The sequence below is a fragment of the Cryptosporangium sp. NPDC051539 genome, from assembly GCF_044454545.1.
Classification (GTDB): Bacteria; Actinomycetota; Actinomycetes; order Mycobacteriales; family Cryptosporangiaceae; genus Cryptosporangium.
This window is the reverse complement of the sequence record NZ_JBITDV010000016.1, coordinates 78,763-91,036: the sequence shown is the minus strand read 5'-3', so window position 1 is coordinate 91,036 and position 12,274 is coordinate 78,763. Positions and strand designations below refer to the sequence as shown.

10 protein-coding genes, 1 pseudogene and 1 riboswitch are annotated in these 12,274 nt (G+C 69.1%); of the genes and pseudogenes, 7 read left to right on the top strand and 4 right to left on the bottom strand.

What is annotated here, in order from left to right:
* Window positions 1–279: 279 nt before the first annotated feature.
* The gene (locus ACIBZJ_RS38255; RefSeq protein ID WP_395938522.1) at window positions 280–687 is read right to left on the bottom strand and encodes a DUF5318 family protein; all 408 of its coding nucleotides are present in this window, start codon (window positions 685–687) and stop codon (window positions 280–282) included.
* Window positions 688–855: 168 nt separating this feature from the next.
* Here ACIBZJ_RS38255 and ACIBZJ_RS38250 point away from each other — a divergent pair, with 168 nt between their 5' ends.
* Both ACIBZJ_RS38250 and ACIBZJ_RS38245 read left to right on the top strand, forming a co-directional pair.
* Window positions 856–1,479: a PadR family transcriptional regulator gene (locus ACIBZJ_RS38250; protein ID WP_395938521.1), complete on the top strand. Its 624-nt coding sequence runs from the start codon at window positions 856–858 to the stop codon at window positions 1,477–1,479.
* A 64-nt stretch (window positions 1,480–1,543) separates the two neighbouring features.
* On the top strand, window positions 1,544–2,623 hold the full coding sequence (locus tag ACIBZJ_RS38245) for an inositol-3-phosphate synthase (protein ID WP_395938520.1): 1,080 nt from the start codon (window positions 1,544–1,546) through the stop codon (window positions 2,621–2,623).
* 96 nt (window positions 2,624–2,719) lie between these two features.
* On the opposite strand, the gene ACIBZJ_RS38240 is transcribed toward ACIBZJ_RS38245, so the two are convergent.
* Both ACIBZJ_RS38240 and ACIBZJ_RS38235 read right to left on the bottom strand, forming a co-directional pair.
* Window positions 2,720–3,238, bottom strand: a complete 519-nt coding sequence (locus ACIBZJ_RS38240) for a GNAT family N-acetyltransferase (protein WP_395938519.1) — start codon at window positions 3,236–3,238, stop codon at window positions 2,720–2,722.
* Window positions 3,239–3,246: 8 nt separating this feature from the next.
* Entirely contained in the window at window positions 3,247–3,732 is a 486-nt protein-coding gene (locus ACIBZJ_RS38235; protein WP_395938518.1) for an NUDIX hydrolase, read from the bottom strand.
* Window positions 3,733–3,802: 70 nt separating this feature from the next.
* Here ACIBZJ_RS38235 and ACIBZJ_RS38230 point away from each other — a divergent pair, with 70 nt between their 5' ends.
* The gene (locus tag ACIBZJ_RS38230) at window positions 3,803–5,170 is read left to right on the top strand and encodes an MFS transporter (protein WP_395938517.1); all 1,368 of its coding nucleotides are present in this window, start codon (window positions 3,803–3,805) and stop codon (window positions 5,168–5,170) included.
* On the opposite strand, the gene ACIBZJ_RS38225 is transcribed toward ACIBZJ_RS38230, so the two are convergent.
* A complete protein-coding gene (locus ACIBZJ_RS38225; RefSeq protein WP_395938516.1) occupies window positions 5,142–6,605 on the bottom strand; it encodes a CCA tRNA nucleotidyltransferase in 1,464 nt (487 codons plus the stop codon). The two genes, ACIBZJ_RS38230 and ACIBZJ_RS38225, sit on opposite strands and share 29 nt — an antisense overlap.
* A gap of 143 nt (window positions 6,606–6,748) precedes the next feature.
* Between ACIBZJ_RS38225 and ACIBZJ_RS38220 the strand changes: the two are divergent.
* The 4 genes and pseudogenes from ACIBZJ_RS38220 to ACIBZJ_RS38205 form a co-directional block, all read left to right on the top strand.
* Window positions 6,749–7,261 (top strand): annotated as a pseudogene (locus tag ACIBZJ_RS38220) (NUDIX hydrolase); the annotation flags it as partial.
* Window positions 7,262–7,266: 5 nt separating this feature from the next.
* Window positions 7,267–9,108 (top strand): murein biosynthesis integral membrane protein MurJ, encoded by a 1,842-nt coding sequence (gene murJ / locus ACIBZJ_RS38215; RefSeq protein ID WP_395938515.1) that lies wholly within the window; start codon window positions 7,267–7,269, stop codon window positions 9,106–9,108.
* Window positions 9,109–9,519: 411 nt separating this feature from the next.
* Window positions 9,520–9,693, top strand: a riboswitch (cyclic di-AMP (ydaO/yuaA leader).
* 122 nt (window positions 9,694–9,815) lie between these two features.
* Window positions 9,816–10,580, top strand: coding sequence for a C40 family peptidase (locus ACIBZJ_RS38210; RefSeq protein WP_395938514.1), 765 nt, complete (start codon window positions 9,816–9,818; stop codon window positions 10,578–10,580).
* A 278-nt stretch (window positions 10,581–10,858) separates the two neighbouring features.
* The gene (locus ACIBZJ_RS38205; protein ID WP_395938513.1) at window positions 10,859–12,274 is read left to right on the top strand and encodes a protein kinase family protein; all 1,416 of its coding nucleotides are present in this window, start codon (window positions 10,859–10,861) and stop codon (window positions 12,272–12,274) included.

The following is a 12,274-nucleotide window of genomic DNA, read 5'->3' as shown; positions in this document are numbered from 1 at the left end:
TGAAATGCCGCTCACAGAGCAATCACCATTTCCCACGCCTTGCGTTGATCGGGCCAGCAGTTCACCGTCCGCGATCCTCTCCCATTGCATGCGCAACAGGGGGCAACCCGTGCACATACTTATCCAGGCTTAAGCCAAACGTCAGTCACGGCGCTGGAGTATGCGGAAAATCTACCCGCAATCACACCTAAACGCCCGTGGTTGCGTTGCCGACCGCCAGTACATCGCGTCGTGGCAACTGACGCTCGGTCAGCGATCCAAGTCGAACCGTTAGGTGGATCAGTCGGCCGTCCGCTGCTGATCCCCGGCGTCGTCACCGGTGAGGCCGTCGCGCCCCAGCGTGAACTTCTCCACCAGATGGTTCCACCGGCACCCGCGACAGACCTCGACCACGTAGACGTCGAACGCCCGGTAGTCCATGGCCAGGACCGCGAGCTCGGCCTTCGGCCGCGCCTGGCCGGCCGACGTGCGCAGCTCGTCGCCGTAGATGTAGTGCACGTGCCAGAGGGGCTCCCGCCGGCACATCGGGCACGGCGACGTCGTCACCTCTCCGAAGAACTTCGAGGCGCGGACGAGATACGGGGAGGCGTCGCAGACCTCCAGCGTGCCGACCCGGCCGGCCTGGACCTCACGCAGGAGCGCCCGGCGCCGAAGCGTGTAGTCCACCACCTGTCTCTGGGTCCGCACAGGCGAAGAGTACGCCGCGGCCCGGGCCCCAGCCCTGGTTGAAGTGACCGGAAAGTGAACGCATGACGGGGATTACGTCGTGTCCCTCTCGTCCGAGGCGTCGAACCGATGTATCGTCTCGATACATCGGTGCGAGCCAATGCCAGGTGGACGAGAGGAGGCCCGGCGGTGCTCGAGTTTGCGATCCTGGGCCTTCTGCACGAAGCCCCGATGCACGGGTACGAGCTGCGCAAGCGGCTGACGACCCTGCTCGGCGCGTTCCGTGCGGCCATCTCCTACGGGTCGCTCTATCCGACTCTCCGCAGGCTCCAAGCGGGGAACTGGATCACCGAGTTCGAGCCTGACCCCGACGACGTGGTCGTACCGCCGCCGTTGACCGGTCGGCGGGGGCGAGTGGTCTACAAGCTGACCGCCGAGGGCAAGGAACGGTTCGCCGCTCTACTGGCGGGTTCCGGGCCCGAGACCTACGACGACGAGGGTTTCGGCGTCCACTTCGCGTTCTTCAGCCGCACTGACGCGGCCACCCGGCTCCGGATCCTCGAGGGGCGCCGCCGGCGGGTGGAAGAACGCCGGGACGGGTTGTCGCAGATGCTCGCCAGAGCGGGCGAGCGTTTGGACGCCTACACGCTCGAACTACAACGCCACGGTTTGGAATCGGCCGACCGGGAGGTCCGCTGGATCAACGAGCTGATCGCCAAAGAGCAGGCGGGCAACGACCCGCTCCGGCGATCCGCTCCGGAACAGCCGACCGTCGACCCCTCTCCCTCCGGGGACGGGGATCCGCCGGGCTGACATCGAACCCATCGTTCAGAGATTGAACTCAGCAGTGAGTAGAAACACAGAGAGGGAGGCCCCTATGGGCTCCGTACGTGTCGCCATCGTCGGCGTCGGCAACTGCGCCGCGTCGCTCGTGCAGGGCGTGCACTACTACCGTGACGCTGACCCCACGACGCGGGTGCCCGGGCTCATGCACGTCCAGTTCGGCGACTACCACGTGCGTGACGTCGAGTTCGTCGCCGCGTTCGACGTAGACGCCAAGAAGGTCGGGCGTGACCTCTCGGAGGCGATCGTCGCCAGCGAGAACAACACGATCACGATCACCGAGGTGCCGCCCACCGGCATCACCGTGCAGCGTGGCCACACCTTCGACGGTCTGGGCGAGTACTACCAGGAAATGGTCACCGAGTCCGACGACGAGCCGGTCGACGTGGTCCAGGTCCTGAAGGACGCGAAGGTCGACGTGCTGGTCTCGTACCTGCCGGTCGGCTCCGAGGACGCGGACCGCTTCTACGCGCAGGCCGCGATCGACGCGAAGGTCGCGTTCGTCAACGCGCTGCCGGTGTTCATCGCGTCCGACCCCGAGTGGGCGCAGAAGTTCACCGACGCCGGTGTGCCGATCGTCGGCGACGACATCAAGTCGCAGGTCGGCGCCACCATCACCCACCGCGTGATGGCCAAGCTCTTCGAGGACCGCGGTGTCGAGCTGCTGCGCACGTACCAGCTCAACTTCGGCGGCAACATGGACTTCATGAACATGCTGGAGCGCAAGCGTCTCCAGTCGAAGAAGATCTCGAAGACGCAGTCGGTCACCTCGCAGATCCCGCACGAGATGGAGAAGGCCGACGTTCACATCGGCCCGTCCGACTACGTGCCGTGGCTCGACGACCGCAAGTGGGCCTACGTCCGCCTCGAGGGCAAGGCGTTCGGCGACGTGCCGCTGAACCTGGAGTACAAGCTCGAGGTCTGGGACTCCCCGAACTCGGCCGGCGTCATCATCGACGCGGTCCGTGCGGCGAAGATCGCCAAGGACCGGGGAATCGGCGGCCCGATCAACTCGGTGTCGTCCTACCTGATGAAGTCCCCGCCCGAGCAGTACAGCGACGACGAGGCCCACGCCGCCGTAGAAGCCTTCATCCGGGGGGAAACGGCGCGCTGACGGGGCGAGGCTGGTAGCCGCGCGGCTACCAGCCTCGTCCTCAGCGCGCTCCACGTCAGTACGGAAACGGCTGTAGCCGCGCTCAATAGAGCGCGGCTACAGCCGTTTCAGGAACAACAACTGGTCGTAGCGGTAGGGGCCGAAGGCTATGAAGGCCGGTAGGTGGCCGTAGCGGGTGAAGCCGAGGCGCTCGTAGAGCCGGATCGCGGGCAGGTTGTCGCCGCGGGCGTCGAGCGTGAGCGTCTCGATCCCGGCCTGGTGCGCCGACTCGATCAGCAGGCTCACCACCTGCCCGCCGAGCCCCCGGCCCTGATCGCCGGGCGCGACGAACACCTTCTCCAGGTCGGCGTTCACCCGCAGCGTCGGGCGCGCGTACCGGCGCCAGTACCCGAAGGCCGCTACCGCCCCGCCGGCCTCACCGACCAGCACCGCGTCCGCCTCGCCGGCCCGCACCGCGCCGACGACGTCGCTCAGCCACTCGTCGAACTCCGCGCGCGACGGCGGCTTCACCCAGCCGATCGCACCCCCACCGAGAACGACGCCGACGACGACGCTGTACAGATTGGCGGCCGTGCGTTCGTCGAGCGGACCACGAACCCGGACGAAAGTGGCCATCGCCGCCCTCAGAGCGGGAGATAGCCGGTGCGGTTCCGCCATAGTTCCACGTGGAACGGCGCCGCCGGCTCGTCCCGGGCCGGCCACCACCGGTCCAGCACCCGCTGCGTGAGCGGGCCGAGCTCGCCCTCGTCCAGCGACGTCGGGTCGAGCCAGCGCACCTCCACGATGCCTTCGTCGAGCTGTGGCACCGGCTCGAAGCCCGGGTCCGCCGCGATCCCTAGATAAAAGGCCCCCAGCACCACGGTCCCGGTGTCGAGCCGGTAGGACGCATAGGTACAGACCAGCCGATCGACCGTGACGTCGAGACCGGCCTCTTCACGAGCCTCGCGGATCGCCGCCGCTTCGAGCGTTTCCCCGGCCTCCTGGCCGCCGCCGGGTACTTCCCAGCGGACGCCGTTCCGGCGCTCCTGGCGAATCATCAGCAATCGATCGGAGTGGGTGACGAGGACCGCGGCACCGGCAGTGGTGCGGGTCGGGGCGATGGGTGACACACCGGCCACTAAGCCTCCCTGATGCAGTGCTCTTACTTTACGGCCACTCACTCGCCCGTACCCTTGGCGCGTGAATGCACCACCTGGCGCGTGGCGCGAGTTGGGCGGATTGCTACGCCGGCCGGATTTCCGCCGCCTGTTCGGCGTCCGGCTCACCGGGCAGTTCGGCGACGGCGTCTTCCAGGCCGCGCTCGCCGGGTCGGTGCTGTTCAACCCCGATCGGCAGACCGAACCGGTCGCCGTGGCGCTGGGCTTCGCGATCCTGCTGCTTCCTTACTCTCTGCTCGGCCCGTTCACCGGCATCCTGCTCGACCGCTATCCGCGCCGGAACGTCCTGCTCTGGGCCAACGTCACCCGGGCCGTCGTGCTCGTCGGTGTCGCCGTCGTGCTCGCCACCGGCGGGCGCACCTGGCCGTTCCTGCTGCTCGCTCTGATCGCGGTCGCGGTCAACCGGTTCATCCTGGGCGGCCTCTCGGCCGGTCTGCCGCACGTCGCCGGCGATCGCGAACTCGTGACGGCGAACGCGCTCTCGCCTACCGCGGGCACGGTCGTGCTGACGATCGGCGTCGGCGTGGCGGTCGGGCTGCGCAGTCTGCTGGACGCCGGTGACTTCGGGTACGGCGTGATCCTGCTCTGCGCGGTCGGGGCCTACCTCGCCTCGGCCGGGTTCGCGGTCCGCTTCCCGGTCGCCGCGCTGGGTCCCGATCGCGACGACCCGACCGCCCGGCTGGAGACCGTCGGATCGGTGGTACGCGGCATGATCGCCGGCGTCCGGCACCTGTCCGACCGGCGGGCGGCCGCGTTCGCGTTGCTGACGGTCGGCCTGGGCCGGGTCGGGTTCGGCATCACGACGATGGCCCTGCTGCTGCTCTACCGGAACACGCTGGAAGGGAGCCGGCTGTTTCCGGGCGGTGACACCGGACTCGGCCAGGTGGTGCTCGCGACCGGGCTCGGTGCGTTCCTGGCCGCACTCGTCACGCCGGGCGTCGTCCGCCGGATTTCGCGACGGACGTGGATGACCGCGCTGCTGGTCGTTCTCGCGGGCGCCTGGCCGGTGATCGTGGCCGCGCCGCGGACGGCGGTCGTCGTCGCCGTGGCGCTCGCCGCCGGGTGGGCGAGCCAGGGCATCAAGATCATCGTCGACGCGGCGGTGCAGTCGGAGGTCGACGACGTCTTCCGCGGGCGGGTGTTCGCGCTCTACGACATGTTGTTCAACGTGTGTGTGGTCAGCGGGCTGCTGATCGCCGCGTTCGGGCTACCGGACTCGGGCCGCTCGTGGCCGGTGTTCCTCGGGCTGGGCGCCGGTCACCTGGTGCTGGCGGCCTGGGTGGCCTGGTGGACCAGCCGGCTGGGGTGGTCGAGCGTGAGTGCGATGACGCCCCGCCCGACCGCCCCGAGCACCCGGACGGCTACTCCGCTCCCGGCTCCCCCGACCTAGGGACGCCGTTCTCCGCGGCCCAGCGGAAGAGCTCGGCCTCGGCCTCGTCGCGCGGGAGCACCCCGCGGTCGAGGCGGACCTCCTTGAGGTGCTTCCACGCCCGGCCGACGATCGGGCCGGGCGGGACGCCGAGCAGCTCCATGATCGCGTTGCCGTCGAGGTCGGGCCGGATCCGCGCCAGGTCTTCCTCGGCCTGCAGGCGGGTGATCCGCTCCTCGAGCGTGTCGTAGGAGCGAGCCAGTGCGGCCGCCCGGCGCTTGTTCCTGGTGGTGCAGTCCGAGCGCACCAGCCGGTGCAGCCGGGGGAGCAGGTCGCCGGCGTCGGTGACGTACCGGCGCACGGCCGAATCGGTCCACTCCCCCCGGCCGTAGCCGTGGAACCGCAGGTGCAGGAAGACCAGTGTGGCGACCTGCTCGGTGACGTCCTTGGGGTAGCGCAGCGCCTTCATCCGGCGCCGGGTCATCTTCGCCCCGACCACCTCGTGGTGGTGGAAGCTGACCCCGCCGCCGTCCTGGATCTCCCGGGTCGCGGGTTTGCCGATGTCGTGCAGGAGCGCGGCCATCCGCAGCACGAAATCCGGCCCGGCCGGCTCGAGGTCGATCGCCTGCTCGAGGACCGTCAGCGTGTGCTCGTAGACGTCCTTGTGCTGGGCGTGCTCGTCGATCTCCATCCGCATGTTCGGCAGCTCGGGCAGCACGTGGGCGGCGAGCCCGGTGTCGACGAGCAGCCGGAGCCCGGCGACCGGGTCGGCACCGGTGATGAGCTTCGTGAGCTCGTCGCGGATCCGCTCGGCGGTGATCCGGGTGATCTGGTCGGCCATCGCGGTCATCGCCGCGATCACCTCGGGCGCCACCTCGAACCGCAGCTGCGACGCGAACCGCGCGGCCCGCAACATCCGGAGCGGATCGTCGGCGAACGAGTCCTCCGGCGCTCCCGGCGTGCGGAGCGCCTTCGAGGCCAGATCGTCCAGGCCGCCGTGCAGGTCGACGAATCGGTGGCCGGGCAGCCCGACCGCCATCGCGTTGACCGTGAAGTCACGGCGCACGAGGTCTTCGGCGAGCGATTCGCCGTACCGGACGACCGGGTTACGGCTCTGCCGGTCGTACGCCTCGGCGCGGTAGGTGGTGATCTCGAGACGCAGGCCGCGCCGCGAGGCGCCTACCGTGCCGAACTCGATCCCGGTCGTCCAGGTCGATTCCGCCCAGCCTTTCAGCAGGTCGAGCACGGCGTCCGGCCGGGCGTCGGTGCAGAAGTCGAGGTCGTCGCCCAGGCGCCCGAGCAGGGCGTCGCGGACCGACCCCCCGACGAGGTAGAGCTCGTGCCCGGCGGCCTGGAACCGACGACCGAGGTCGTCGGCGACGGGGGAGACCCGCAGTAGTTCGGCGACGGCGCTGCGCTGCGCGGTGGTCAGTGCGGGAGATGCAGTAGGTGACACAGTAAGACCAGTATCGGAGGCGACGGGTTGAGTGGCCGGCTGCTCGGGGTTCCGCGCATCGGCCACGGACGTGAACCCTATCGAGTGGTGGCCGAAGCTGGCGCACGCATATCACACAGGGCGCTACCGACCGCCCCTGGATGGCCTCACAGCGTTTACCGCACCCGGGCGCTATCGTCAGATTCATGGCCCGCCGAAGCTCCCCGCGTCGGCCCGGGGGTACCGGGCGGCTGCGACGGGTCGAGGAGGTCTCCGCAGGCGGTCTCGTCGTCCAGGGTGACGCCGACCACCTCGAGGGTGCTCTGATCGGGAAACTCGACCGCCGGGGCCGTTTGCTGTGGTCCCTGCCGAAGGGTCACGTGGAAGCCGGCGAGACGCTGGAGCAGACCGCCGCCCGCGAGGTCGCGGAAGAGACCGGCATCATCGGAGACGTGCTGGCGACGCTCGGTACGGTCGACTACTGGTTCGTGTTCGAGGGTCGCCGCATCCACAAGACCGTGCATCATTTCCTCCTGGATGCGGTGGCCGGAGTTCTCTCCGACGCCGACGTGGAGGTGACCGAGGTGGCGTGGGTCCCGCTCAGCGAGATCCCTGGCAGGCTGGCTTACCCGGACGAGCGCAAGCTCATCGCCCGGGTGCCCGACCTGCTCGAGCGCCCGGCGTGACGGGTCCAGAGCCGCGCGACTTCGATCTGCGTCGGCCGCGCTCGAACCCGTACGACCCGGACTCCACGGTCGTCCTGCCGGCGAACTCGCCGTTGGACGAGCCCACCGTGGTCCTGCCGAGGATCGGGGACCCGACGATCCCTGACCTCTCGGTGGCCGATCCCTCGGTGGCCGTGCCCGGCGGCCCGACGCCGACCGACACCGGGGAGACCCCGCCCGAGGAGACGGCTGCCCGCAGCGTGGCCCGCTCCAGCGGCGTCATGGCGATGTTCAGCCTGATCTCGCGTGCGACCGGCTTCCTCCGCACCGCGGCGATCGGCGCGGCCATCGGCGGCGGCCTGGTCGGTGACGCGTACCAGGTCTCGAACACGATCCCGAACATGCTGTACGAGTTCCTGCTCGGCGGCATCCTCACCAGCGTCGTCGTGCCGCTGCTGGTCGCGGCCAAGAAGCGCGACGCCGACGGCGGCGAGGCGTTCACCCACAAGCTGCTCACCGCGGCCACCGTCCTGCTCGGCGCGGCCACGCTGCTCGCGCTCGTCGGGGCCCCGCTGCTCGCCGCGTTCTTCGCGAGTTCCGAGTCGACGGACGCCAGTCGCCGCCTCACGACGACGCTGACCTACCTTCTTCTCCCGGAGATCTTCTTCTACGGCCTGTCCGCTCTGCTGGGCGCCGTCCTGAACACCCGGAACCAGTTCGCCGCACCGGCCTGGGCGCCGATCCTGAACAACGTCACGGTGATCGTCACCGCGGTCGTGTTCCTCCTGCTGCCCGGCCCGGCGTCGCTCAGCCCGCAGACGATCAGCGGCGCCCAGGTCGCGGTGCTGGGGATCGGCACCACGCTCGGCATCGTGCTGCAGTCGTTCGCGCTCTGGCCCGCCCTGCGCAAGGTGGGCTTCCGCTGGAAATGGCGCTTCGATCTGCGCGGCTCCGGGCTCGGCGAGGCCGGTCGGCTCGGCGTCTGGATGTTCGTCTACGTGGGCGTCAGCCAGATCGGCGTCCTGCCGGTGATCAAGATCGCGAACTACGCCGGCACCAACGGCGGTCCCGGGCCACTCATCCACAACAACGCGTTCCTGTTGTTCATGATGGTTCACGGGATCGTCGCGGTGAGCATCCTCACTGCCCTGTTGCCCCGGATGAGCGCGGCCGCGGCCGATCGCGACTTCCCCGAGCTGAGGCGAAACCTCTCACTCGGTGCGCGGCTCCCGTCGGTCGTTCTGATGCCGGCCACCGCGGCGTACATCGTCCTGGGTATCCCGCTGGCGGTGACCGCGTTCCGCTGGGGCAACTTCAGCCAGGACCAGGCCATCTCGACCGGCTACGCGACGATGGCGGCCGCGATCGGGCTGGTGCCGTTCGCGATCAGCCAGATGCAGATCTTCGCGTTCTACGCGCTGCGCGACACGAAGACCCCGGCCCTCCTGAACATCCCGGTGGTCGTCGCGAAGCTCGCGTTCGACGTGGGCGTGCTGTTCCTGCTGCCGCCCGAGTACATCGTCGTCGGGCTGCAGTGTGGCAATACGGTGTCGTACCTGGTCGCCGTGTTCGTCTCCGGACGCTACCTCAAGCGCCGCATCGGCGGCCTGGAAACGATGGCCGTGACCCGGACGCTGACCCGCCTCGGGGTCGCCGCCGCGATTGCCGGACTGATCAGCTGGGGCGTCGCGTACGGCATCCAGGCCGGGCTGGGGATCGGCAAGACCGGCTCGTTCGTCTCGCTGGTCGTCGCCGGAGTTGTCCTGGTAGGCGTCTACGCGGTGGTGGCGCTCCGACTCCGGGTCGCCGAAGTCGTCGAGCTCGCCGACACCGTGAAACGACGCCTACCCGGCCGCTGACGACCGGAACGTAACCGTCGACACGGCGTCGGCCAAAACACACAGGGTTATCCACAACCGTCGCGGTATGACCGTGAGGAACGCCACGCTGGGCGTACCGTCGGCTCCGGTTACCGACGACCACTACGCCGCGTGAGGTTCCCGGTCGTTCGTCCGGTTCAGTTTTCCAACCCGCATCGGGTTGCACAGCGCTGTGTCACCGGCGCGCGACGCGCCGAGAACCACATTGGTGGTGCGTGAAATCGCCGTGAAGTCGTACTAACTTCTCAGATCGACTGTGATGCACGTCGCAAAGGACTGGCAACTCCCACAAGGCGCAGGTTCAGTTCTTCGCGGCAACTTGTCGCGGCAGCCACGCCGCGCACACCGCAGGATTCGCACGCCGAGCCCTGTCCACGACGTCCGCGGTGTCCCTTCGAGTAGCCAACCAAATGGACAGGGACGGGGGACCCACGTAGTTGGGGTCGCCGGGAACCAAATCCCTGGCGCGATCCCTTGGGGTGAAGCCGCGCAGTGCGCGGCCGGGCAATCAACCTTCCCGCCCGAACCCGACAGCTCACCTCGCAGGCGTGCAGGAAGGAATCTCCTTGCATACGGTGCATTCCCCTCGGTGTGCCCTGCCCGCGAAACGGTACGAGCGTTCTGGTGAAATAGGCCAGTCTGTGTCGTACGCGGACAAAACCACCGGCGGTGCTCGACACCGCGCAATGTCCGGCCCGAAGCACCGCGCCCTCTCCCGGCGCGCGAGCATTCGCACCACCGCTCTGGCCGGCGTCCTCGCAGGATCACTCGGTGTTGGCCTGATCGGCGTCGCTGCCTCACCGGCAGCGGCGGCGGACTCGGCCAGCGCGCGGCTCTCCGGCGCCACCTCGGTCTCCACCGGATCGCGTACGACGCTGCACGCGATCGGCACGGTGAGCGGCAATCCCGCGTCGTTCAAGAAGTTCTCTCTGCAGTACCAGTCCAGCTCCGGCTGGAAGACCGTCAGCACCAAGACGGCGCGCAAGTCCGGTCAGATCGAGTGGTCCGTCACCGTTGGCGGAAGCTCGAACTGGCGTGTGGTGCTGGCCGTGACCAGCGCGCACAAGACGCTCTCGCCGAACCACTACATCAAGGGCGTGTCCAACGGCAACGCCGTGGTCAAGGCCGCGGCGCGCCAGGCCGGCAAGATGTACGCGTTCGGCGCGGCCGGCCCGAACAACTTCGACTGCTCGGGTCTGACCCAGTACGTCTACAAGCAGTTCGGCAAGAGCCTGCCGCACAGCGCGACCCAGCAGACGAAGTACGGCACCGCGGTCAGCAAGTCGGCGAAGAAGCCCGGCGACCTGATGCTGTTCGGTAGCGGTAGCTACTACTCCCACGCCGCCATCTACGCCGGCGGCAACTACATGTGGGACGCGTCGACCACCGGACAGCCGGTGGCGAAGCGCAAGATCTGGAGCAACACGTACGTCGTCCGTCGTCTCGTCTAAGAGATCTATCGGACAACCGCGGGGCGGTCCGGTGCGCGAGCACCGGGCCGCCCCCGCCGGTCCCAACCGGCGTGAACTGCTGCGACACACGGTTGTGGAACAGCGAGCGGGCGTGCGCCGCAGCGCTACCGTGAACGCCGAGACCACTACCTACCTATGAAGGCTGTTCATCCAGTGGCGTCCGACGCGCCGGAACAGGCAGGATGGACCTGTCCCCAGTAGCCGCCCCACGGCCTACCCTGAGGGGCGGAGCGGTCGTTACTGCGGGAGGGCGGGTTGTGACACAGGTCGGCGCGCCCTCTCAGGGCGAGGTGCTGGCGGGTCGGTACCGGCTTGAAGAGGCCCTGTACGCCGATGCGGCCTCCGGGCACGCACTCTGGCGGGGTACCGACAATCTGCTCAACCGCACAGTCTCCATTGAACTGCGGGTGCCGGGCGGAGAAGCAGCCGAACAGATGATCGCCGAGGCGGTCGCCGCCGGGCGCATCGTCCACCCGTCGGTCATCGGGGTCTACGACGCCGTCGACGAAGGCCCGCGTGCCTACGTCGTCCGCGAGTGGGTCAACGGCCAGACGCTCTTCGACACGCTGGGGTCCGGCCCGTTGCATCCGGCCCGCGCGGCCGCGCTCGTCCGCAACACGGCCGACGCGCTCGCCGGCATCCACGCCACCGGCCACGCCCACGGCAACCTCACCCCGTCGACCGTCCTCATCGGTAACGACGACGAGGTGACGCTCGTCGATCTGCACCTCGGCGGGCCCGGGCAGCAGCCGTCCGACATCCGTGCCCTCGGCGGCCTGCTCTACGCGGGCCTGACCGGTCAGTGGCCAGACGTCCTCCCGCCGCACCGCACCGGCCTGCCCGACGCGACGCGCGTCGACGGCCGGATGTGCTCTCCGCGCCAGATCCGGGCCGGTATCCCCGGTTACCTCGACGCGCTGACGATGGACCTGCTCGATCCGGCGGTCCCGCCGCCCACCGCCGCCGACCTGGCCAGCGAGTTGCGCCGGTACGACGTCGCCGATCCCGCGCTGAGCGCGCTGGCGGTGCTGGCTCCCGAGCCGGCCACCGGCGGCCCGCAGTGGACGCGCGTCGGCGTGCTCGTCGTCGGCGTGCTGGTCGTGATCGGCGTCGTCGTCGCGGTCGCGGCGTTCGGCCTGCCGAAGTTCGGCGGCGGTACCGACGGCGCAGGTCCGTCGTCGAAACCCAGCGTGTCCGCGCCGGCCCAGGCGACCGGCGGTCCGGTGAAGATCGTCCGCGCCACACTGCTCGACCCGCCCGACGGAGACTTCGCCGAGGCGAAAGACATCGACAAGGCGATCGACGGCAGCGCGAGCACGTCCTGGGAGACCGACCAGTACAAGAGCGCGAAGCTCGGCAACTTCAAACCGGGGATGGGCCTCGTCCTCGACCTGGGCGGCAACAAGAACGTCTCCAGCGTCACGATCGGGTTCGATCACGCCGGCGCGACGTTCGAGCTCCGGGCCGGCACGACGCAGCCCAGTTCACAGCCGAAGGACATCGGCCCCTACCGCGTGATCTCGCCGTCCCAGTCGTCGTCGGCCGGCAGCACCACGGTGAAGCTCGACAAGCCGGTCAGCACGCCGTTCCTCGTCGTCTGGCTCACCGACACCGGCACCAACGACCGCGGCAAGTACCAGGTCGCGATCTCCGAGATCACGGTCAAGGGCTGA